The organism is Mycoplasmopsis lipophila, from assembly GCF_045276895.1.
In the GTDB taxonomy this organism is placed as follows: Bacteria; Bacillota_I; Bacilli_A; order Mycoplasmatales; family Metamycoplasmataceae; genus Mycoplasmopsis; species Mycoplasmopsis lipophila.
The window spans coordinates 227,947-252,411 of record NZ_CP174165.1; the positions used below are offsets into that span (position 1 = coordinate 227,947).

The 24,465-nt window shown below is 22.9% G+C and carries 16 protein-coding genes and 1 pseudogene; 8 read left to right on the top strand and 9 right to left on the bottom strand.

Annotation, left to right across the window (positions count from 1 at the left end; all coding sequences use genetic code 4):
• Positions 1-31: 31 nt before the first annotated feature.
• From ACJA27_RS01005 to ACJA27_RS01025, 5 genes and pseudogenes are all read right to left on the bottom strand, one after another.
• Positions 32-931: a hypothetical protein gene (locus ACJA27_RS01005; RefSeq protein ID WP_406618132.1), complete on the bottom strand. Its 900-nt coding sequence runs from the start codon at positions 929-931 to the stop codon at positions 32-34.
• Positions 931-1,830, bottom strand: a complete 900-nt coding sequence (locus ACJA27_RS01010; protein ID WP_406618133.1) for a hypothetical protein — start codon at positions 1,828-1,830, stop codon at positions 931-933. Before ACJA27_RS01010 ends, ACJA27_RS01005 begins: the two co-directional genes overlap by 1 nt.
• A 15-nt stretch (positions 1,831-1,845) precedes the next feature.
• Entirely contained in the window at positions 1,846-2,724 is an 879-nt protein-coding gene (locus ACJA27_RS01015) for an ATP-binding protein (protein ID WP_406618291.1), read from the bottom strand.
• Positions 2,704-3,131: pseudogene (locus tag ACJA27_RS01020) on the bottom strand (AAA family ATPase); the annotation flags it as partial. The pseudogene ACJA27_RS01020 and the gene ACJA27_RS01015, both read right to left, overlap by 21 nt.
• 182 nt (positions 3,132-3,313) lie before the next feature.
• Entirely contained in the window at positions 3,314-4,135 is an 822-nt protein-coding gene (locus ACJA27_RS01025) for a Cof-type HAD-IIB family hydrolase (protein ID WP_406618134.1), read from the bottom strand.
• Between the two features lie 277 nt (positions 4,136-4,412).
• Here ACJA27_RS01025 and gap point away from each other — a divergent pair, with 277 nt between their 5' ends.
• Both gap and ACJA27_RS01035 read left to right on the top strand, forming a co-directional pair.
• On the top strand, positions 4,413-5,426 hold the full coding sequence (gene gap, locus ACJA27_RS01030; RefSeq protein WP_406618135.1) for a type I glyceraldehyde-3-phosphate dehydrogenase: 1,014 nt from the start codon (positions 4,413-4,415) through the stop codon (positions 5,424-5,426).
• A gap of 863 nt (positions 5,427-6,289) precedes the next feature.
• Positions 6,290-7,402, top strand: a complete 1,113-nt coding sequence (locus ACJA27_RS01035; RefSeq protein ID WP_406618136.1) for a DnaJ C-terminal domain-containing protein — start codon at positions 6,290-6,292, stop codon at positions 7,400-7,402.
• A gap of 29 nt (positions 7,403-7,431) precedes the next feature.
• Here ACJA27_RS01035 and ACJA27_RS01040 read toward each other — a convergent pair whose 3' ends face one another.
• The 4 genes from ACJA27_RS01040 to ACJA27_RS01055 are packed head-to-tail and all read right to left on the bottom strand — an operon-like array spanning position 7,432 to position 9,651.
• Positions 7,432-7,644 (bottom strand): phosphopantetheine-binding protein, encoded by a 213-nt coding sequence (locus tag ACJA27_RS01040; RefSeq protein ID WP_406618137.1) that lies wholly within the window; start codon positions 7,642-7,644, stop codon positions 7,432-7,434.
• A 20-nt stretch (positions 7,645-7,664) separates the two neighbouring features.
• Complete coding sequence (locus tag ACJA27_RS01045; RefSeq protein ID WP_406618138.1) at positions 7,665-8,078, bottom strand: MHO_1590 family protein; 414 nt, start codon at positions 8,076-8,078, stop codon at positions 7,665-7,667.
• A 3-nt stretch (positions 8,079-8,081) separates the two neighbouring features.
• Positions 8,082-9,305, bottom strand: coding sequence for an MHO_1580 family protein (locus ACJA27_RS01050; RefSeq protein WP_406618292.1), 1,224 nt, complete (start codon positions 9,303-9,305; stop codon positions 8,082-8,084).
• Complete coding sequence (locus tag ACJA27_RS01055) at positions 9,289-9,651, bottom strand: MG284/MPN403 family protein (RefSeq protein ID WP_406618139.1); 363 nt, start codon at positions 9,649-9,651, stop codon at positions 9,289-9,291. Before ACJA27_RS01055 ends, ACJA27_RS01050 begins: the two co-directional genes overlap by 17 nt.
• Before the next feature lie 210 nt (positions 9,652-9,861).
• Between ACJA27_RS01055 and ACJA27_RS01060 the strand changes: the two genes are divergently transcribed.
• From ACJA27_RS01060 to ACJA27_RS01085, 6 genes are all read left to right on the top strand, one after another.
• On the top strand, positions 9,862-10,770 hold the full coding sequence (locus tag ACJA27_RS01060) for an MSC_0882 family membrane protein (protein WP_406618293.1): 909 nt from the start codon (positions 9,862-9,864) through the stop codon (positions 10,768-10,770).
• A gap of 148 nt (positions 10,771-10,918) precedes the next feature.
• Positions 10,919-11,914 carry a heat-inducible transcriptional repressor HrcA gene (gene hrcA / locus ACJA27_RS01065; protein ID WP_406618140.1) on the top strand — a complete coding sequence of 332 codons (996 nt, stop codon included), beginning with the start codon at positions 10,919-10,921 and terminating at the stop codon, positions 11,912-11,914.
• A 19-nt stretch (positions 11,915-11,933) separates the two neighbouring features.
• Positions 11,934-13,322, top strand: coding sequence for a nucleotide exchange factor GrpE (gene grpE, locus ACJA27_RS01070; protein ID WP_406618141.1), 1,389 nt, complete (start codon positions 11,934-11,936; stop codon positions 13,320-13,322).
• Positions 13,288-13,935, top strand: a complete 648-nt coding sequence (locus tag ACJA27_RS01075; protein WP_406618142.1) for a hypothetical protein — start codon at positions 13,288-13,290, stop codon at positions 13,933-13,935. The genes grpE and ACJA27_RS01075 overlap by 35 nt, the downstream gene beginning before the upstream one ends.
• A 12-nt stretch (positions 13,936-13,947) precedes the next feature.
• Positions 13,948-14,163 carry an MAG6790 family protein gene (locus ACJA27_RS01080; RefSeq protein ID WP_406618143.1) on the top strand — a complete coding sequence of 72 codons (216 nt, stop codon included), beginning with the start codon at positions 13,948-13,950 and terminating at the stop codon, positions 14,161-14,163.
• Between the two features lie 860 nt (positions 14,164-15,023).
• Positions 15,024-24,458 (top strand): PDxFFG protein, encoded by a 9,435-nt coding sequence (locus ACJA27_RS01085; protein ID WP_406618144.1) that lies wholly within the window; start codon positions 15,024-15,026, stop codon positions 24,456-24,458.
• The last annotated feature ends 7 nt before the right edge of the window (positions 24,459-24,465 follow it).

The window sequence follows — 24,465 nt, forward strand, 5'->3', positions numbered from 1 at the left end:
ATAAAAAACAATATATTAAATATATTGTTGGTTAATTTTTTCTATGAATTCATACATTAAAAGAAGATGTGCCTAAACCACATTTTGCTTTATATTTTTTGCCATTATAAATGTAAGAATTTTTCCAATTAAGTAAAAATTTAACTAAATTATTTTCACTTGAAATAATAAATTGAATTCTAATTTTTGAATTTTTTGAAACGTCTATGGATTCAATTTCTCATGTATTACTAGGAATAAAATCATTTATTTCTTTAATTGAATTATTTATACTTTTATTCCAATTTATTTTAAATTTCAATAAAGGAAAATCATTTTTTATTTTATCTATTGAACCAGTTGTTGTTAATAGTTTGTTTAAATTTTCATTATTAATGATAATATTAAATGTTTTTATTTCTTTTAATAAATTATTTATATTGAACTCAAGATTTTTTAATATTTCTTCTTCAGTATTGTTTGGAAAGGTTTGAATAAAATCAATTTGTTTTTCTTTTATATTTTGGAAAAGTTTTAAAAAACTTTTATTTTTATCTGTTATTGTAAAGATTTTATCAAAAGTTTTTAATCCTATGTTAGCATCAGTTTTTGATCCAAATTTTAACTCTCCATTAATAGTTTGTATATTTTTATTTTCATTAATATAACTGATAATAACATCTGAATCTCTTTTGTTATTTTTATTAGCTTCCTCTATTTTTATTATGTGTTTATTTAATATGGAAGAAATAATATTTTTAAATTCTTGATTAACATTTATAGCAAAATATTCTATTTCTTTGTAATCTTTATTTCTAAAACTAATTGGTTTATTATGGTTATCAATACTTAAAAACTCATGAATAATTTTTTCTTTTTCATTAATGCTAGATTCATTAAATTTATCAATCACCATTTTATTTAAAATTCTAGTTGCTTTATCTACATTCATTATTGATTAAATTTTTCCTTTTTAATTTTTTCATATTCAGCAACAACATTTGAATTTGAATAACCTTTTATTACAGTATTTAAATTAGAAAGTTTTTCAAAGTCTAATATTTTAAATATTTCTTTTGAAATGGGATTTACATATTTTACAAAAAGATATTGTCTATTTTTTATTAGTTCTTCAGGATTAAATATTTTTTTTGAATAATCATAAAAACCTTGTCTATGAACAGCAAAATTTCATTCATATTTTTTTTTATCAAAATATTTAAGAGTTTCTTTCGTATTGTTATGAATATACAAGATAAAATCTTCATTTTTAATTGATGGGGCTTTTTTTATTCTTAAATCCTGGAGATGTAAAAATCTTTTATCTTCTTTATTTATTCAAATTTGAAATATACAATTTATATTTTTTATCGTTTCTTCAACAAAAAAAGAATTTTTTGGAAGAAGTTCAGAGGAATAAACTAATTTTAAATTTGCATTAATTTGTTTTTGAACATTTCATCTAGTGAATTGTAAAGGTAATATAAAAGCAATAATGTTGGTAATTTCACTAGATTTGTTAATAAATTTTATTGCTAATCCAGATTTATATCCAAAAGGAGGATTTCCAATTGTAATCATATTAATATTTTTAGGTATATTTAATTCTAAAAAATTTTGTTGTATTATATTTTTATTTTTAGGTTCTATATCATATGCTAATATATTTTTATTATTAAAAATACTTTCTATTTCTTTTATAAATTGACCATTACCTGCAGAAGGTTCTAAAAATGATATTTTTTTAGTTTCTATTTGATTTTTTATACAAAAATCTTTTAATGTATTGAGACATTTTTTAACAGTATCTGTGCAAGTAAAAAATTGATCTAATTCTAAAGCTTTTTTCATATTTTCCTTTTTTAATTAAAAAAATAAATCTTCCAATAATAAAAAATCTTTTATACCAATGTAATAAATTCCGAATTCATCATATCTAGGTACAATATCTTCTTTAAGAATTATTATTTTTTGAAATGAATCATTTATTTTTGTTAATGGTTTTATTTCTTGAATAAGTTTATCTTTATTTGGTATAGAAAAAGCAGATTGGATATAATATTTTTTATTTTCTTTGTTAATAACAAAATCTATTTCTAGTTGTTTTCTTATTTTTTTATTGTCTTCTGATGCATTATGCTCAATAACGCCTATATCCACATTGAATCCTTTTCTTATGAGTTCATTATAGATAATATTTTCCATTATATGTTTTTCTTCTATTTGTCTAAAATTTAACATAGCATTTCTTAAACCTATATCGGTAAAATAATATTTTGTAATAGTTGAAAAATATTTATTACCTTTGATATCATATCTTTTACTTTTTTTAATAAGATATGCTTCTTCAAAATAAGATAAATAATTGTTTATTGTACTATGACTAATAGATATCTTTTTTTCAGAACGAAATCTTTTTTCTAATTTTAAAGAATTAGTTAAAGAACCTATTGATGAAGAAATAAAATTTAACAAAGTGCTTAATATTTCATCTTTTGATTTAAGTTCTTTTCTTTCAATGATGTCTTTTAAATATGTTTCTTCTATTAGTGTTTTTAAATATTTACTTTTTTCTTCAAATGATTCTAATTCTATTAATCTAGGCATACCCCCAGAAACAATATAATTTTTTCATGTTATATTTGGGTCTTTATAATATTCATTAAGTTCTTTAAAAGATAAAGGAGTAACATATATTTCATCTGCTCTATCTCTAAATTGTGTCAAAATTTCACTAGATAGCATTTTAGAATTGCTTCCTGTTATATAAATATCTACATTTTCTTTTTTTATTAAATAAAGAAGAACATCAATGAAAGTTATATTATCTTTATCATTTGATGTATAAGGATTTTTTTCGGTGATTGAAAATTGAATTTCATCAATAAAATATAATATTTTTTATCATTTTTAATTTTTTCTAAATATTTAAATAAATTAAAAGGATTCCTATACCTAATATTATTAATATCATCTAAAGATATTTCTATAATTTGAGATTCTTTTATTGATGAATCTAATAAATAATTTTTAAATAATTTAAATAATAAATATGATTTACCCGCTCTTCTTATTCCGGTAATAACTTTAATTCTATTATTATTCATTTTTGATATTAATTGCATTAGATATTGTTTTCTTGGTATTAACATAAGAATAGTCTTTCACAAGCAATTTTTGCGGATAGATGCAATTTTTGCTTGTAATAATTATATTCTAAATTTTATTATGATTTTTAATAATCACAAGCAATTTTTGCGGATAGATGCAATTTTTGCTTGTGATAAATATATAAAAAATATTAAGCTAAAATTTTAACCTAATATTCTAATAATTATTCATTGTCATTAATTGGGAAATTTTTCTTTTTCATATAATCTAAAACAGCATGAGCTAAACCATGAGCTTTAACATTACTGGTTACAAATTTTGCTTTGCTTTTAACTTCATCCTTAGCATTATCCATAGCATAAGAAAAATTAAATCCATTGAACATAGAAAAATCATTTTCTGAATCACCTATGGTCATAACATCATCTTTTTGATAACCTTTAAAAACATTTTCTAGCATTCACATAATAGCTGAACCTTTTGATGAACCAATTGGTAAAATTTCTAAATTCATATGAGTTTTAATTAATTGCACATCATAATTTTGCATTTCTTTCATTAATTCATCAACATTTGAAGTATTTTCAAAATAAACTTCTATTTTAGAAACTTTTTTAATATTTTTTAAATTTTCAATAAGTTCAAATTGATCAAAAGTTTCATATCTAAAATAAATTTGATTTAAAAATTCAATATCTTCATTTCTAAAAACATAAAATACATCACTAGATCAAGCTGCAGCAGAAACATTATGTTTAATAAATAACTCAAAAATTTTTTTAACAGTAGAAGGATTTATTTCAACTTCATTAACAAATTTAAACCTTTTATTATCATAAATTTGTGCACCTGATGATCCAATAATATAATCAGCATTGGTTAATTTTGCTAATTTTAACATTCTTGGACAAATAGGATTGCCTGTAGCGATATTAAAACTAACATTATTTTTTTTAATGATATTTAAATTGAAATTAGAAACATAATTATCTTTGGTATAAATAGTTCCATCCACATCACTAAAAATGATAGGTTTTTTATTCATAAATACCTCCTTAAAAGTGTCTATGTAATATATTAAAGGATTTTATAAATATCCAATAGATATTTATTAAAAAAATAAAAATAAAAAAAATCCCATTTTTGAGATTTAAATTGAAAGTTTATTTTTTTATTTTAAAAATATGGAAGCATTTTCTTATTATTTTAATTTGGTTTTTATAGCAATTTATATATGAAAAATAAAATGTATTATAATGAATTAGTATTTGATTTAAATACATAACAAGCTTGTTTTATAAATTTAAATATAAGGAGAATATATGGCAAAAAGAGTTGCTATTAATGGTTTTGGACGTATAGGTCGTTTAACCTTAAGAAACTTATTAGATACCAACAATAAAGAAGTTGAAGTTGTTGCTATAAATGATTTAACAGATCCTAAAATGTTAGCTCATTTATTAAAATATGATACAGCATTTGGACCTTTAGAATATAAAGTAGAAGTTGAAGAAAATGCTATTGTTGTAAATGGCAAAAGAATTCAAGTTCTTTCAGAAAAAGATCCTGCTAATTTACCATGAGGTGAATTAAAAATTGATATTGTTTTAGAATGTACTGGATTCTTTGTTAAAAAAGATTTGGCACACAAACACATTGAAGCTGGAGCAAAAAGAGTTGTTATTTCAGCACCTGCTGGTTCAGATGTTAAAACTATTGTTTATAATGTTAACCACAAAACTTTAACTAAAGATGATGAAATTATTTCTGGTGCTTCATGTACTACTAACTGTTTAGCACCTGTTGTAGATGTTTTGGTTAAAAACTTTGGTTTAATTAATGGATTTATGACCACTGTTCACTCATTTACAGGTGATCAAATGTTACAAGATGGTCCACATAGAAAAGGTGATTTACGTAGAGCTAGAGCTGCAGGACACAATATTGTTCCTTCAACAACTGGTGCTGCTAAAGCTATTGGTTTAGTAATTCCTGAAGCAAAAGGAGCATTAGATGGATTTTCATTACGTGTTCCTACAATTACAGGCTCATTTGTTGATTTATCAGTTCAATTGAAAAAAGAACCTACAGTAGAAGAATTAAATGCAGCATTTAAAAAAGCAGCAAACGAAACTATGAAATATGAAGTAGATGAAATTGTTTCTTCTGATGTTATTAATTCACACTATGGTTCAATATTTGATTCTACTTTGACAAAAGTTCAAGAAGCAAATGGACAAAAAATCTATAAATTGTTTGCTTGATATGATAATGAAATGTCATATGTTTCACAATTAGTAAGAACTTTAACTTACTTTGCTAAATTAGGAAAATAATATATTCAAAATATTTTGTCTTTAGAAATAGGACAAAATATTTTTATATTTAGGAAAAATATTAAAGGAATGAATATGAAAAAATGAAAAATATTCTTTTGTTTATAGGGTTATTAGTTTTATTTGTAGGTATAGGCCTTATTATTAATATAGGAGGAACATTTATAGATTGGGCAACATTTGTAAATGATCTCAGTTTTAAGAGGTAATATGAATAAAAACACGAAATGATTATTATTTATTATTTCTTTATTTATTTTCTCTTTATTAGGAATTTTAGTATTATCAATTAATGCTTTAAACTTAATTTATAAAAAAAATTAGTTAGAGGCACTGCTTTATTTTACTTATTCTTAATTTTTATGTTTGTTTTTCTTTTCATTTTTATATGATTTAAAGCACTTGTTTTATATGAATGAAAGCAAGAAAATAAAACTATAAAAAATGCTAAATGAATTATATATTTAACTATTTTTATAGTTTTAAGTCTTATTTTATTTATAACTATATCTTTGCATAGTGATTATCTTATTGCTAAAAAATGATAAGCTTTAAAATAACTTCTTTAATAATGTATTCACTAGGGATTATTTATTCAATAATTTACTTAATATTTTTTATTAAATGTCAATATCAAATCAATAAAAAAGATGATTTATTTAAAAAATATATTCATTAAAATTTCCTAATTAGTCTATAAATTAGATTGATTAGGAAATTTTATTTTGATTATTTTTTTAATTTAAATTTAAACTTTTTTTCATTATTAAAATCCAAAATTTAATCATAATTAAATACTTATGTTTTAGATTTTGTAAATATAATTAGCACTTAACATATAAATGTGCTAAAATAGAAACATTATGGCTAGTAAAAGAGATTATTATGAAGTTTTAGGAGTTGCCAAAAGTGCAACTGATAAAGAAATAAAAACAGCTTATCGTAAGTTAGCAATGAAATATCACCCTGATGTTTTAAAAGATGGTTCTAGTGATGCGAAAATGCGTGAACTTAATGAAGCTTATGATACTTTAAGTGATGCTGAAAAAAGAAAAGAATATGATTTATATGGTCCAGATGGTCCTGATGCCGCTTCATCTTCTTCTTCATCATCTTCATCTGGTTTTGGTGGCTTTGATTCATTCTTTAGTTCTTTCTTTGGTGGTGGTCAAGATATTTTTGGTAGTTCTTCTACTAGTTCTACAAAGCCATCAAGAGGTCAAGATTTAATTACCAAAATAAAGATTTCATTTCATGAATCAATGGTTGGTAAAAAAATTGAACAAAAATTAAGCAAATATGAAAGTTGTTTAGCTTGCCATGGAACTGGTGCTAAAACAAAAAGTGCTATTAAACTTTGTGGTGAATGTAAAGGTTTAGGAAAAGTAAAGGTTGTAAAGACTACTTTATTTGGAAAAACTGAAGTTGTTTCTGCCTGTCCTAGATGTAAAGGTTCAGGAAAAGTTATTACTGAAAAATGTTTATCATGTAATGGTGAAAAAATTCTTAAGAAAATTAAAACTGTTACCTTTAATATTGCACCTGGTACTGAAAATGGCAAAAAAATTAAAGTTGAAGGATATGGACAAAAAGGTAATAATGGTGGCCCTTCTGGTGATTTATACTTATTTATAGAAGTTTCTCCACATAAATTCTTTAAACGTGAAGGTGATACTTTATATTTAAAGGTTCCAGTTTCTTTCTTAGATATAGTTTTGGAAAATACTATTCAAATCCCCACACCTTATGGTATAGAACGTATTAAAATGAAAAATTCCTATAAAAATGGTACTATCTTAAAATTACCTGGAAAAGGTGTTAGAACAAAAACTTCAACTGGTGATTTAAAAATCAAGTTAGAAGTTGTTATGGCAGATTTATCACCTGCTCAATATGCTGATTTAGCAAAAAGAATAAATGGTTATAAAGATAATACAAATTTAAATTTTGTTAAAGAAGTTAGTTCAGCAAAATAAATTAAAAACTCCAAAATTTGGAGTTTTTTTTATTTAGAAAACATTTCTATAATATCTTTAACGGTTTTAAGATTTTTTAAATCATCATCGGCAATAGTTTTGTTAAATTCAGCTTCAGCATCAAATAATAATTCTGCTAAATCTAACGAATCTAATGCTAGTTCATTTATTGTAGAATCTATATCAACCTTTTTTTTGGTTAAAGATTGTATTTTTTTAATAATCTTTTCTTCAATATTCATAATTTAATTATACTTAAAGATTATTTATGTATAGAAAAAGTATAAGTTTTATAAATAGGATTAGTATCTATATTTTTTCATTCAAAATAAATTTCTACTTTTTTATTTTCTTCAGAAAATTTATAATCAAATTTTATTTCACCATCAGTAGTTTTTAAAGTTTTTATGACATCCGATATTACAGCACCTACAATATTTTTATCTCAAAAAGTGCCATTCTCTGTATATCTTATAAAATCATAATATTGTTTAGATTCTAAATTAGGAAATACAGATTCTTCTATTTTATCTTCATTATGTTTTTTTATTTTTGAGTGTTCATCACTATGATTTTGTTTTTTAATTAAATATATACTTATAGGAGCAGCAATGGAAGCGGCTACTATAGAACCTATACCTATTGACATAAAAATTTTTGCATTTTTTGTAAGCATTTTTTATTCCTTTAATAAATAATTTTCTAATTCTATAAATTGCATTTTAGTTTTAGAAACAAGATTTTTTAAAATATTTTCATTGTTCATAAAATATCTAAAATACTCAATAGGTTTATAGTAAGACTCATCTTTTTCTTGATATTTCATTTTTATTTTTCCATAATTAGGATGTAATAAAGGTTGTTGAACATTATCTAAAAAATTCAAATTCAATTTAATAGTTTTTTTATCATTTATTTTATATTGAAATTCAAATGTACCAGAATAATCACCATAATAATGATAAGGAATCATTATTCCTTCATTTGTATTAGAAACAAATGAATTTATAAAGGCTTTATTTTCATAATCATAAATTTTCTTTTCTTTTGAAATAATTTCTTTTTCATATAAACCATAATTTATATAATTTAAAATATTAGAATTTTCTTTTTCACCTTTTTTATAGGTGATTAATTTATTTATATTAACAAATGGTAATTCTTGTTTTATTTTTATTAAATGTCGAATTTCATCAGCGATAATATCATCAAAAATACTTGATTTTTGGTTTTCATCATCATATATTCTTTTATCTTGAATAAAATATATCGAAGCAATACTAGTTATTTTTTTGGTATTTAAAAGTTTATTTCTTTTAACTATGATATCTTTATAGAATTTTTCTGGAGTAATTTTTTGATGTTCCACTTTTAGATGGTAAACTTCAGGGACACTTATTTTTAATTCATTATTTTCATTAAAAATAATAGATTGTTCAATATGATTGTTGTTGTCATCTGTTTTTATTAATTGAATAGTATTTTCTTTTGCTTCTTCATATGAAGTTTTTGTTGCAATGGTAACACTAATAGTTTTAACTTCTGATCATTTCTTTTTAAAAATGGTATGAAAAAAATTGAATCTTTCATTTTTAGATTCTGAAAAAGTAATTGCTTTTTCATTATTTATAGAAATGCTTTTAACATATATTTTTTCATAATCATAATATCTAGGGAATTTGAAATACATTTCAAAAACATCGCCAGCTAAGACTTTTCTAATTAAAAATTCAAAATTGAGGTTTTCATTTTGTTCATAATACTTGGCTTTAAGTTCTGGATCATCGATTTTTATTTCACTACTAGAATGAAATTTATAATTTCGATATTTATTTATTTTTTCATTATCTAATGAAATATGACTTTTTTGATGGATTGGATAATTATTAACAAAAGTATAAATAAAGAAACTCCTCTAATGCAATTTTGCGTCTTTTGTAATATGTAGATCTTGAAAAATATTCATCCATTCAATCTTTGTCATTATGTTGTTTAATGTAAGTGTTTAAAATTATTAAATAACTTAGTGGGTCTAATGAATCTAGAACTTTTTTAAAATGATTATTTTTATTTGATAATAAAAGAGTTTTATAATCTAGATTTTTTTCATCTGTTTTAAGCAAAAGTTTTATTCTCCTATTAGCTTCAGCATTTATTTTTTCCATTTTGCAAATGGTTTTTACTGCTTCTTCTTTTTCTTTAATGGAGATTAAATCTTTATAGTAAAAATTAATTAAATCTTTTTGCATTTTTTCCTCCATTTATATATGTCCAATTTTTGCAAAAAGTTTAAAAATATTTTTATTTTTTTCTAAAACATTTTAAAAAATTCCTATTTTTCATTTTTTTATGCTAAAAATGGCAGAATTTAAATTAATTATCTTTTGTAAATAAAGTTTTTTCTTTATATATAATAAATATTAATAGAAATAAATAAAGGAGGTAGTAGTTTGAAATATGTGCCAATAAAAAATAGTGCTACATTAGAAATTGTTCAAAACAATCAAATTTCTTCTTTTAGCAGTTTTGATAGCAAAGTTTATAGAGATCCTAAAAATCAACTATCTCCTAGAGTTTATAAAGTTATAAGGGCAGAAAAGGTTTTAAAATTAACCTTAGCTTTTATTTGATTATCTATAATGCTTTTGTCTATTGTGGCATTTACAATTATATATACTAATTTATTTCCTAAAATTTTAAGTAGACAAAATGTTGGATATTTAGTAATGTTCGGAATAACAGGATTAATATCTTTTTTTGCTTGTATAAAAAATTTAATTGAAAATTCTACTTGAAATCATACAATTCAAAGATATAGAGATGCAGTTCAAGCGGGTGATTATGTTTCTTCTAATGCTTTTCATTTAGCATATCGTAGAATAGTTTTAAAAGGTGTTAACTTAACCTGAATTTTAGTTTTTGTTTTAACTTATTATGGATTATTTTCTTTAATTGTTTATGGATTATATGTTTCAGGAGCATGAACTTTTGGATTAGATGAAAATGGAAAAGTAATTTCTTTTGTAGCTATTAATTTAAATTGAAAAGAATGATTAGAAAGAGCATTTGGAAATGTTAATTTATTCACAATAATTAATTTCACTATAATGGGTTCATTAATAGCAGCATTTATTACTATGAAATTAATAGATAAAAAGAGATTAGCAGATTTAGATGATTTTTTAGGTGAAAAATCTGTAGAATTACATAATCAAATTGAAGCTTCTAAAAAAGATAGAAATAAAATGTGATTTAGAATTTATATTGTGGTTGTAATTTTGACAATTCTTTTACCTTTAGCCCTTATTTTAATTGCTTTTTGAAAAGGGATTTTACGAAGAAAAAAGAAAGTAATTCCTGTAGCCTAAAAAAACAAAGCCATATTCGACTTTGTTTTTTTATTTTTCTTTTTTTGTCTATATTTAAGCAAAATAAGATAAAAATAAATTTGATTTATCTATAAGTTTTGTTCTTAAAACATTACCATTTTTATATAATTAAGGTATAATTTTAATTATGAATTTCGAATTGAGTGAAGAGAAGAATGAATATTTAAAGAAAATCATAGAACTATATATTGAAGAAGGTGTTCCAATAGGTTCGGAATATTTAATTAAACACTACAATTTGAATGCATCTTCAGCAAAAGTTCGTTACATAATGAATGATCTAGAAAAATTAGAAATGCTAGAAAAAGTTCATACTTCTAGTGGTCGTATTCCTTCTATTTTGGGTTTTAAATATTATAGTGAAAATTTAATATCTCATGATGCTAGTGAGTTAAGAGAAAAATTAAAAGATTTATTTTCCCAAAGAAGAATTTCAGTTGATACAACTATTCAAGAAGCTGCTAAAAATATTAGTGAAATTACAGGCTTAACTTTAATTACTTCTCTTGATAATTCTGATGCTACTTTAAAATCAATTCAATTAGTTCCAATTAATGAAAGAGAAGCAACAATTATTTTAGTTACTTCATATGGTGAAGTTCAATCTAAATTAATAACAATAAAAGATGAAAAAAATTCTATTGATGATTTAAGAATAGCGATAAGAATTTTTAAAGAAAGGTTGTTAGAAACCCCATTAGTTCTTTTATCTCAAAAGGTAAATCAGTTAATTCCTATACTTTCTCGAGTAATTAAAAATTGTGAAACTTTAATAGAATCTTTTGTAAATGATATTTTTGAATTTAAAGTTTCTGAAGAAAATGAAATTTATGGAAAAAATAATATTATTTTAGCTAATGAGATTTCTCGAAAAGATCTTCCTAAAATTTTGGATTTAATTGAACATCAGTCTATATGGAAAACAATTGAAGCAAATGTAGATGAAGAACAAAATATTAAAATTGCGATTAGACCTGATAATAGTGCTTTTATTTCTAAAAAATTAAAAAATAATAAAATTAAAGAAATAAGTGTTGTTGGTTCATCAAGGATGAACTATGAAAAAGGATTGCTAGCAATTCAAATGCTAGAAGATTTGATGAATAACAAAAAACAAGGATAGTATTTATTAAGGAGTAAATATGAATAATCAAAAAAATATGCAAAATCAAAATATAACCACTTCTAATATGCCAAAAGAAAATCCTATGATTATGTTTAAACAAGGAGACAAAATTAGAGCTACCGTTATTGTTTATGTAGACGGTGTTAAAATGAAACAACCTGAATTAACCAATAAAACCATAATTTTAGGTGCTGATGAATTTTTACCTGGTTTTGATAAATTATTGTTAAATACTAAATATAGTCAAAACTTTATTTTAGAGTTTAAAGCAGATGATAAATATGAATATGAACCATTTAAAGGTAAAAATATTAAATTTGAAATTATTATTCATGAACACGAACCTTCTGAATATAAAAAATGTTTAGATGAACTTGAACAAACAAAAAAAGAAATAGAACAATTAAAGAAAGAACTTGAACAAACAAAAACAAACCTAAACAAAAAAACAAATGAACATAATCAAGAAATTCAAAATATGAATAAAACTTTTAAAATAAAACTTTTAGAAGTTTCAAAAAAAGCAGAAGATGAAGTTAAAGAAGAAAAAGCAAGAACTTCTAAATTATTTGAAGAACAAAAAAAAGAAGCAAAAATGTATGCTTTACAAAAATTTATGGAAGATTTTTTATCACCATATGCTAGTTTAAAAATGGCTATTTTAGGTGGTAAGAAAAATGAAAATCCAGTTGTAAAGAATTTTATTATTGGTTTTGATATGATTGTCAAACAATTGGAGAATGTTTTTTCAGATTGAAATATTAACTTAATTTATCCAACAGTTGGAGAACAATTTGATGCTAATACACAACAAATATTAGAACAAGTTGAAGATCCTAATTTACCTGATCATTCAATTAAAATGGTACATTCAATAGGTTTTAAATTGTATGATAGATTGATTAAACCGGCTTTAGTTGTGTCAGTATTGAATTCTAATCAAGAAACAAAACAAAATGATGATAAAAATATTAATGAATCAAAATCATTAGAAGAAGAAAGTAGTTCCAGTAGTAGCAGAGTAGAAAATGAAGATAAATCTTCAACTAATGATTTCGTTAATGAACAAACAACAAAAGAATTTAGACAAGAAATTTTAAAAGAGCAACCTCCTTTAAGTAAAAAAGAACAAAAAAAATTAGCAAAAGAAGAAAAAAAACGTCTTAAACTTCAAAAAAAAGAAGAAAAGAAAAGATTAAAACTTGCTAAAAAAGAACAAAAAAAATTGACTAAATTAGCTAAGAAAAATAAAAATGCAATATTAAATAATAAAGAAAAAACAGCCCAAGAAAACAATATGGTTGTAGAACAACAATCTCAACAAATTACTGATGAAAAAATAAATGAAAATTTAAATGTTTCTAAAACTAATGAAGAACAAAAAAAAAGAAGTTATTTCAAATAAAAATATTGAAAAATCTATTGAAATAACAAATAATGAAGAAATTCAAAATTTATCTAACGATCAAAAAATAGAAATTGAAAATTCTGAAAAAATTTTATTAGATGAAAATCAAGAACATATTGAACAAATTGAAGAAGTATCTAATGAACAAGAACAAAAAGATTTAGATGAATTAAAAGATGCAAATAATGTTATTCATCATACAGAGACAATAAACATTCAAGAAGAAACAGAAGAAATAAATGTTGAAGATACAAAAGATGAAGAAGTAATTCAAGAAAAAGAAACAAAATCATCAAATATTAAAAAAGATAAACAAAAAGCAAAAACCAAAAGAACAAAAGTTTCTTTAAAAGATGTTAAATCTTCTAAAAAAGAAACTAAAAAACAAAATAATGTAAGTTTTTTTGAAGAATTAGCAGCAAAAAAGAAAAAGGAATCTGTTAAAAAAGATGGTGAAAAAATTTTAGGAACTATGACTCAAGAAATTCATAACATTAATAAAACAGAAGAAAATATAATTAAAACAAAAGAATCTAAAATCGCTAGTGAAGATTTAGCAAAAAATGCAAAAGAAGCCGCTAAAAACAAAAAAATGCAAAAGAAATTATAATAAGGAGATTTTATGTATAAATACAAAGCAAAATTAGTATCAAGCCAAGAAATTATTGCAGAAGCAAATAGTTTAGAAGATTTAGAAGCAGCTATTTTAAGTTTTAGAAGAAAACAAAAACAAGAAGAACACACACGTGGTAATGAAGCTATTCAAATCCTACATGTGGAAAGAGATAACTTAAAAGGTAAAAACAAATCTAAAGAAGAACTTATTAAAACTGTTTAATTTGTTAAAAAATTGCTTATCACAAGCAATTTTTTAATTATTTTGAAAGAAAGAAATTAAGTTTTTAGGTTAAATCATTTATATGTAGATTTTCTAATCTAGTAACTCTTTTATCTAAATTATCAATTTTTTTCTACAATATCAAGTCTTTTTTCAATAGGTTTTAATCTTTGATTAACATTTGAACAACATCTTTTTTTGAAAGGGTATTTTCAACAACTACAGTTTTAATAATACTAGTTAATTCTTGAATAGTTAAACTTCCAACTGTCATATCTGGCTCCTTTGGTGGCTTAGGAACTTTTAAATTTCTCAAATCACAAAGTGTCTTGCATTCCACTAGTTTTAAATCTTTTATATATTTAATTGTAACTGTGGATTTACAAATTCACCAATTTTTTATTAAACTCTTGTTTAGTTACAAGAATTTCTTTGATTTCATTGTCTATAGGCAACTTTACCTCCTTTCTAGGATATTTTTTATCCCACTCATATATGTCTATTTTTTGTAAAAATGCCAAAAAAATTTTAATTAATTTTAATTTTGGGAATTTTTTTATTTTTTAAAAAAATTAGGTGGTTCATTTTGTTTAATATTGGAATGCAATTTATAGGAAATAAGAAATTTTATTTTGTTAATTTCATTATTTATTATTAATATATAATAAATACATTATGTTAATAATGAAAAATTGAACACGCAACATAAAAAATAATATCTCTATTGATATGAAAAAACAATAGAATGTTTTTGATTTTTTGCTTAATGTTTGATTAAATATTTTTATAAATAATATTAAAGTAGGCAAAAAATAATGTCTACTTTATTTTATTATGTAAGAGTTATTTAAGGAGTATATATGAAAAAACATAAACTGAATTGAAAAACAAAAGTTTGACCTAAATATGCTATTTCTTTTGGAGCATTAATTTTAGCTACTTCGATTACCCTTGGATCTTTATATGCTTATTCTAAAAAATCATCAGATAGATTAGGTAGAGAAAACCCAACTAAGCCTTATTTTTTACAAAATAAGTTTGTTCAAACTAAAGATGCAAAAAGTTATTTTCTAACTAGTGATAAAAGTAAAATTTTAGCTAATGTAGATTTAGATAAAGATGAAGTGTTTTTTGAAGAAAATGGTAAAACTAAAAAAATGACTGTTGAGGAATATGTTCAGCATTTTTATAATGTTAATAAAAGATATCCTACTTTAAATATAAAGTATGGTTCTTTTGATTTTTTTAATGAATATTTAGAAGCAGTTACAGCAAAAGATTTCAAACAATTTACAGATTGATTTATGTTTAATGTTTCATGAGGACCTGAAATTGTAACTTTAAAAGAATTTTCTATAGTAAAAGGTGTAGAAATGAAAGGGAATAGTATTACTTTAGGCTCGCATAGTGATCAAAATAAAGAATATATGACCATAAAATTTTATCCAGATGCCTTTTTTGGAACTTTGGCTGCTTATTCAGAATTAAGTGGTAGAGGTAATTCGTCTGATGCTCTTTTATATAAACTAAATAAAAAATTATTAACAAGTTCACAAGTAAATAAAATTTTAACTAATACTCCTGGTTATAATGCTGCTGCAAATATGTCTAATGAAGCAACTAAAAAATATTCATTTAGAAATATAGTTGATACAAGAAGTTTAATAGGAAGCAAAGTATATGTATTACCTAATACAAAATGAACAGAAAAATTAAAGAATCATACTTTAAGAGATTATGAAAAATCTAGATTATTAGATAAAATATATTATTCATTAATTGTTCAAGGAAAAAACCGTCAAGAAGCAGAAAATAATCTTAAACAAAAAATTAAAGAATACAAAAAATATGATAAATTTGGTATTTTAAATGACATAGATGTAGAAGATTTACAAGAAAAATATATTGCAGATGTAACTTTTGAAAACAATGGTGCTAATGAAGAAAATGTTATTGATAGATATTTAAAATTAACTTTTACTGATGGTACTTCATATAATTTATATGATGCTTTTAATAAAATAAAAATACATAACGCTTTAACTGACACTGATATAGATTTACCTAATTGTTATAGTTTAAATCAAGCTTTAAATTATGTTAAAGAAATTTATAGTAGAGAAATTGTTAGAGTAAATCAAGGCCTTTCTCTTATTAAAGAAAGAATTAATTCTTCAATAATTGATATTAAAAATGAAAATACAGATTATGAAAGTAATAAAAAAGAATTAGAATCTTTAATAGAAAAAAAACAAAAGGAAATAGATGAATTTAATGCTAATAATCCAAGTCCATTAAATCCAGAATTAACAGCAAAATTAACCAAATTAAATAATGAACTAAAAGAGTTAAAAATAGATTTAAAAAATTTAAATGATTCTCATCCTAAAACTTTAGAAAAATTAGAAAATAGATTAAATTTATTTAAAAAACAATTAAATATTTTTGAAACTTTTATTAAAGTAAAAAATGATGATTATTTAGAATTATTAGCAAAAAAATTTGAAACAAGCAATGATATTTTAAAACAAGAAGAATATGCGACTAGAATGTTTAATTTTGCTAAAGATTATCAAAATAAATATTTAGACATTTTTAATTTATTAAAATTACCTTCAAAAGTTGATGAAAAAGAATTATTAAGTGATTCTTTGGTGGTTTATAACCAAGATTTAGCATATTTACCAAATCAAATAATTAGTAATGAAGCTTTAAAACTAACAGCAACTAATAATTATTTAAATTGAAGAGATTTTCATAATTTGAATAATTTCTTAAATGACAAAAATAATTTAAATGATGAAGAAGCAAATAATTTTTATGCTTATTCTCCATATTTTAAATCTTTAGTTGAAGATTATAATAAAGCTCATCCAAATGCAAAAGTAAAAATGCAATATAAAGAATTAATTGAAGAATTAAAATCAATTAATTCTCAAAAGTTAAATTTAACTAAAAAAATATATGAAATAGATGAAGAAAGCAAAAGTTTAAATAATGAGTATTCAGGAAAAATTTTTAACTTATTATTCCATTCTTTCTATTTTTATGATAAAGAAACTTCTTCATATGAAGAAGGGGATTTAAAGATTAAAGATTTTATAATGCCTGGAACTAAAAGTTTGAATTCTCCTTTATATTCAACTAAGGAATGGGAAGATTTTTGCAAAAATAATTTTGAAAATTTAGGCAAATATTTAGAATTAGTTAAAACAAAATGAGAAACTTTTTATATTTCTAAAAAAACTTTTGTTGAAAACAATAAAAATTTAGCAAAGAAAATTGAAGAATTAGAAAAGCAACTTAAAAAAACACAAGAAGATCATCCTAATTGAACTACTGATTGGAATGTATTTAATACCTATATTAAACCATTGCAAGATCAATTAAATCTTGAAAAAAGTAAATGAGAGACCTTAAAATCTGATCCTAATTATGTAGAATATGCTGAAGTTTCTAAAATGGCTAAATTTGATATTAATTTAACTAATGCTTTAGTTTTAACAAAACAACATAAAACTAAAGAAAATGAATATTATCAAACTAAAATTCAAATTATTAAAAAAGATTATCAAATAAGACTTATTCAATTTAAATTGAATTATTTATTAAGAACAATCAACATTAATGATCCTAAATTAGCTGAATATTATCAAAAATATGTAGAAGAATATACTAAAGCTTTATCAAATGAATTAGAACAAAAAATTAAAATAATTGAAGATAAAACAAGGGACTTTGAAAATAAAAAACAAAGTTATATTTTAGATTTACTTAAAAATGAAGATCATATAGATGAAATTGTTCCATTATTAAAAGCAACTCCTGAAGTTATCCAAAAATCAAAAGATTTAATAACTAAAATACAAGAAAAAAATACTTTAGTAAATGAAATTGAAGATTTAAAAACAGAAGTTTTCAATTTGAAAAAAACTGAATATACCTCTAAATTTGATCAAATTAAAACTTTTGCTACAGGAACCCATAAATCATTAATTGAAACTACCATTCAAAAGGCTAAAAAAACTCAAAAAGATTTAGAAAAATTCTTTAAAGATAATGAAGAAAAAATTAAATCTAATAAGTTATTAATTGATGATGTTAATACAAGTGAAGATATAAAGGTTTATTTAAAAGATGAAAATGAAAAATTAGAAGCAACAAATGCTATTTATAAACAAATTATTGAATCATATAAAAATTTGAAAAAAGATTTAGATAGTGCTCAAAGTTCAATAGAAGATATATTAGAAGATGCTACAGAAATAGATGATGAAATTACTTTAGGAGCATTAGAAAATTATCTAGAAAAAAGTCAAAAAATCAAAAAACGAATTGATGAATTGCTTGTTTCTATTAATGGTTTAAATACAAATTTAAATGATAATAAAATTGCAATTGAAAACTTGAAAAATATTTCAACTTCTAATGAAATTAAAGAAAAATGTGATTCATATTTAGCAATTTTGAATACTCAAACTGCAACAATAGTTGATAAAGAAAATGAAATAAATGCTTTAAAAGGTAATTTTTCATTATTAGATCTACAAAGTTATATAACTTTCTATGATACAGTACAAAATAATGCGAATATAAAAACAAAAATTGAAAATTTAAATGGTAAAAAAGAAGCTTTAAAAGTTTTAGAAGAACAAATAAGAATTGCTAAAGAACAAGGTGCTATTGAAATAAACAATAGTAATACTTTAACATTGGTTGAAAAACTTAAAAAAGAATTATTAGATTTAGATAAGGATAAAAATGAATTACTTACTTTAAAAGATGAATTAAACAATGATTATCCATCAGTATTGAATTTTGATCCAGATAAAGGGAAAGGAAAATTTGTTGAGCTTTTAAGAAAAATTAAAGAAAGAAATCAAGAATTAATTTTAAATTCTCCTATTTATCAAGAAGCTTATCAAAATGAAAGTTCTGCTAATAGTTTAACTGGTTATATTAAAAATCTTCAAAGAGATATTGAAAAACAAGAAGAAAAAGAAGAATTAAGAGAAGCAATTTCTGAATATGATAGTGCCATTAATAAATATGTAACAAGTGGTAATGACTTAAAAGAAGTAGAACAAAAAGAAGCTGAATTAACTATTAAAATTAAAATAGTTAATAAAATAATTAAAGAACTTAAAAATAAAGATATCACTGATTCTAATAGAATTAAATTTTTACCTTTTTATGAAAATGCTTTAACATTATTGGAAGAAGAACTAATAGAAAATAATGAAAAAAGTATAGAAATTAAAAGGTTATTAGGTTTAGCAAAAGAAGAAGTTGACAATGCTTTAGTAGCGCTTGAAGTTAAACAAAAGAATTTAAAAACAAAAAGAGAAAAACTTAATGAAGAACTTGAAAAAATTAATAAAAGATTTATTTCAAAAAGTTATGCTCATTTAGACAATGATTTAAAAAATGATCCCGTAATTAAAAATCTATTAGAAAAATTAAATGCGACTATTAAGGAATTAGATAAGGCAGAATCAAATAAAAATAAAAAACTTTTAGAATATAAAAAAGAAATTTCAAAATTTTCAGAATTAGATTTTGATAAAAAATATAAAAAAGCTTTACCAGAATTTAATGAAGCTTTAGAAAATTACTATAAAGGTATATATGATAATTTTGAATTAACATTTAAAGTTAATTCACATCTTTCTTATATAGAAAATTACTTAAATTTAAGCGATTATGTTTTAGAAAATCAAAAAGAAAAAGTTAAAGAAATTAACAAAAATATAGCCAAAAAAACAGATGAACTTGCAACTTTAAATCCTACCGATCCTAAAAAAGATGAACTAATAAAAGAATTAGCAACTTTAAATATAGAGTTAAATAAATTAAATACAAGCATTAATGAAATTACCACTAATAAAATTTCTTTAGCTAGTGAAAAAGAAGGAATTATTGATAAAGAAAATGATGAAAATAGAGTTATTTTAGCCAAAGCAAATATTCATAATCAACAAATAGAAAGCAATTTTAAAGAAGGTTTAAGTGCTTTGGAAAGTTATTTTATAAATTACTCTATTTTTTCTGAAGTTGTTAAATTCTATAATAATCCTTTATCTATTAAAAATAAAGCTATTTTAAATGCTATTAATGCTGCTTCTAAATTAAATAAAGAAGTTGCAATTACTAAAGCAATTTTTAAAAGTAGAGAATATTTACTTTCATCAAATCAAAATTATCATGAAATTAAAAATGAAAATGATTTAATCCTTGCTAAAACAAAAATTGAATTAAGAGAAAAACTTCTTAAAAAAGGAATTATTACCAAAGATACTACTGAAGAAGCAATTGATAAATTAATTAAAAAAGTTTCAGTTTCGAGTTTTAATAAAGATAAAAGAAAATTAGTTTTCACTTTAAGAGAAAAGGCTTCATATAAAGAAGAATGAACTCACTTTGGCTATAAATCTACTGACACTTATGCTAAATTTGGTATTGATGCTAAAGCAAATAGAAATATTTTATCAACTGCTACTGATTTATTAGCTACTTTGGGTTATAAAAAAGTTATGGTTCCTCGTATTTTAAGAGAAGAAGGAGATATTAAAAACCAACAAGGTAATTTAGAAAAAGGCTATGCTTTATATAGTGATGGATATGAAAATTTACTTGATGAAGTTTTAGAAAAAGTTCCTTATGCCGCTGAATGATTAGAAGGTCCTCATCTTGAACAAGAAATTGATGAAGAAACTGGAGAAATTAAATATGTAATTAAAAATGGTAAATATTTAGGTTTTACTAAAGATAGCAGAATTGGTTTATGAGCAATTTTAAAAGCTACTAATCCACAATTTAAAGGCATTGCTATTGATTTCTTAAAATTTGTTGCTGCTCATGAATATGGACATCATATGACTTTAAATGGCGCTCAAAATCTAGGGGATAAAAATCCAAATAATCGTAATTTATTTGTTTCAGCTTTAACCCCAGGTGCAACTCCAGGTATTACCAATTACTATAGTCGTGAAGCTTTAGATTTATACTTAAAAGCTAGAACTAACTTAGAATTAGCAACTAGATCATATTTAAATGGAAAATATGTTCGTGATGAAAAAAATGGTGAATATCCATCATTTATGTATCCAAAATTTGATAACCAAGGAAAAATTATTGGTTATGAAGAAGAAAAGCAAGAAGACATTTGAGGAACTGAAATCAATGATCCGGATGTTACTAAAGCTATTAAAAACAAAAGACGTCGTTTTATTCAAAACTTTGAAGGTATGAAACAAGCTTTAGAAGAAAGAAGAAAAGCTTTAAACGATAAAAACAAAAGAATATCATTATTTGATCTTTGGTTAACAAATACTTTAGATACTTTTTCAGGAACTTTAAATCCTTCTGTTTCAGGTGAAGCTAAATATATGGTTTGAGATGCTACCAAAAAAAGATATGTATTTAAAAAGGGTTCTTTAGAAATTCTTAAAGGTATTTTAAAAGATGGCGCTGGCAAACCTATCGATATTGAATTAAATTCTGATGGAAGTTTAAACATTCAAAAAGCAATTGCTGATTTTGAATATGTTCCTGAAGATAAAAGTAAAGGAATAAGAGGCAAATTTATTCTCAAAAAAGTCTTTATAAATGATAATAAAAATAATCCTATTATCAATGCTCCTTTAAATGAAGATCTTTACTATAAAGATGGTTATGGTGAAAAAGCAGTTGAATACATTTTAAATCAAATTAAAGAAGTTCAAGGAAATATTGAAACTTTAATTGTTAAAAAATTCCTAATTAATGGATGAGATGATTCGACTACTGCTTTAACTATTGATCCGAAAATGGGAATTAATTTTACAAAATTAGCTGAATTAAATAGAACTGCTAAAGACTACAAGCCTACACAAGATTGATATAAAGAATATGTTAACAACCGTGATTTTGCCAAAGGCAATATGACTGCTGAACACTTATCAAAACCTACTCATTACTATGAAGAAGGAAATATTTATGGACAACCCTTACCTTCGAATATAGACAAAGATAATTATTTTGTCAACTTAACTAATAAGTCGACTTTTTATCAAGAATTATTAGAATTAGCAGTTTTAGGTGGTTCTAATGGAACAAGAATTTCAACTGCTTCTGGTTTTGAAACTTATATTAATTCTAATGAATCATATGTTTCAAATGCTAATTTAGAAAACGCTTTTGAAAATAATATTTTATATGAAGATTTAGGTTCCGCTTTAGGTGAGTTTAACGTAAAACAAATTCTTAAACCTTTAAATAAATATGGATCTTCATTAGTGGGTAATAGTTTAGAAAAACATTTATGATTAGCAACAGGTGATGATGGAAAATTAGTTGGACAATTTCCTAATCCACAATTAAAAGATTTATTTGATATGCAAAAAACTAGAAAATTATTCTTAAATTCTGCATTATTAAGTAAAAATATTATCGATTCTTTATTTAATTCTATTTATCATATTAGTGGTTCTAATAAACTTTATGGAGATGATATTTTCTTTAATTCAGTTAAAGAATGAATGAAATTTAATTCAATAGATTTAACTAGAGCAAAATTGGATAATGTCAATAAAAAGGTAAATTGAGATGTTTCTTATGTTAAAACTAAATTTAATATTGGAGCGTTTCGTAGAGCTTTAAAAGTTGCTTTATTACAGGATAAAAGTTTAGATGCTGCCCTTAAAACTAAATTAACAAATTTAGTAGAACATGGTACAGAACAAGATTTAGCAAATGAAATTATGGCTCGTTATGCCAAAAGTCCACTTGCTGCTTTTACTAAATCATTCAAATTAATGGATTTAAAAACTAATCCAGATTTAGCTTGAATTTTTGATCAAAAAATAGGTTTTGGTAAATATAAAACAAATAAATTTAATGTTTTTGGAAAAGATAATGAATTTGAATTTGGATTAGATCAATTGATCAAAACTATTGAAGATTTTGCTAATGGAGCAGGAATTAATGTTAATCATTTAACTTCAGTTGATTATTTATTATTAGATAATAAAATTACTTTACAAACTGAACAAATGCTTGCTTGTTTAATTAATAAACGTGCAACTTTAATAAATATTTTATTAACTTTTGTTAATGGAACCTTTAAGAAAATAGCACCTTCCGCTGATGCTTTAGCTTACTTTAATTCAAAAAATGAAAGACGTTTTAATGAATTTTTCACAGATTATACTTATAATTTTGCTGAAGTAATCAATAGAGATAATTTACAAATAACTTATTCACCTTCAAAAGCAAATTTTGGTAATATGCCTTCATATTTAAGTGGAATTTCAGAAGCAACTACTGGATTAGAATATGTTGTAGATGCTACTGATACTAAGAAATGATTAAAATCATTAATTAAATTTAGAGATGAAGATAATAAAGATTCTAAAGCATCAGTTTTAGCTGCTTTATTGTATGGAAATCAAATTGAAGATGAGGAACAACAAAATATAGCAAACAGTTTTGGAATTAAAAAAGAAAGAGAAGCTTTATCTGATAAGGAAGATTTTAAAGATAATTTCAATTTTAGAAACTCATATTTTGGAAAACTTCAAACTCATAATAATGGTTGATTTAAAGATAGATGATATCGTGAATTTTTAAACTTTAAATTATATGATGATGAAGGAAAAGATATTGAAGATGATTCTATTAGAATAACTGATTTAGAAGGTAATAGAGTAAAAACTAGAGCTAGGGCTTATTGACAATATTACATCCAATCACAAGGTGTAGGAAGAAGAACTTTAAGCGGAATATGAAGAGATAAAGATAAAGATGCAGTTGCTTTTTATGGATATTTACCAAAACATTTAACTCAAAAAGGCAATATTAAATATTTAGCATTTAAAGATTTGAAAACTGGAGAAATTAAAACTTTACCTATTAATATTAAGAACAGTAATAATATGTTTTATTACAAAGAACAACATTTAGATAATGAAGAAAATTCCAAAGATAAAAATAAAACTAAAAGACATTATTTAGCAGAAGAAAAATACAAATGAAGTGATTCTAAAGGAAATATTATTGCTGGAATAGGTTTTGATTCTTATGTTAGTGATTATGCTATTGTTTCAAAATATTCTAATGCTTTATTAACTCCTGGAAATGAATATGAAGTATATTTTGCTTCAGATGAAAAAGGAACTTTTGCTTCAGAAATGTATTTAGGTAAAACTGAATCTGTTTCAGAAAATGGTAAAACTTATTCACAAGCACCTACTTCAGTAAGATGAGAAAATGGTAAAGCCATTTACAAAGTACAAAATCAATTTAATGTATATTAGAAAGGAA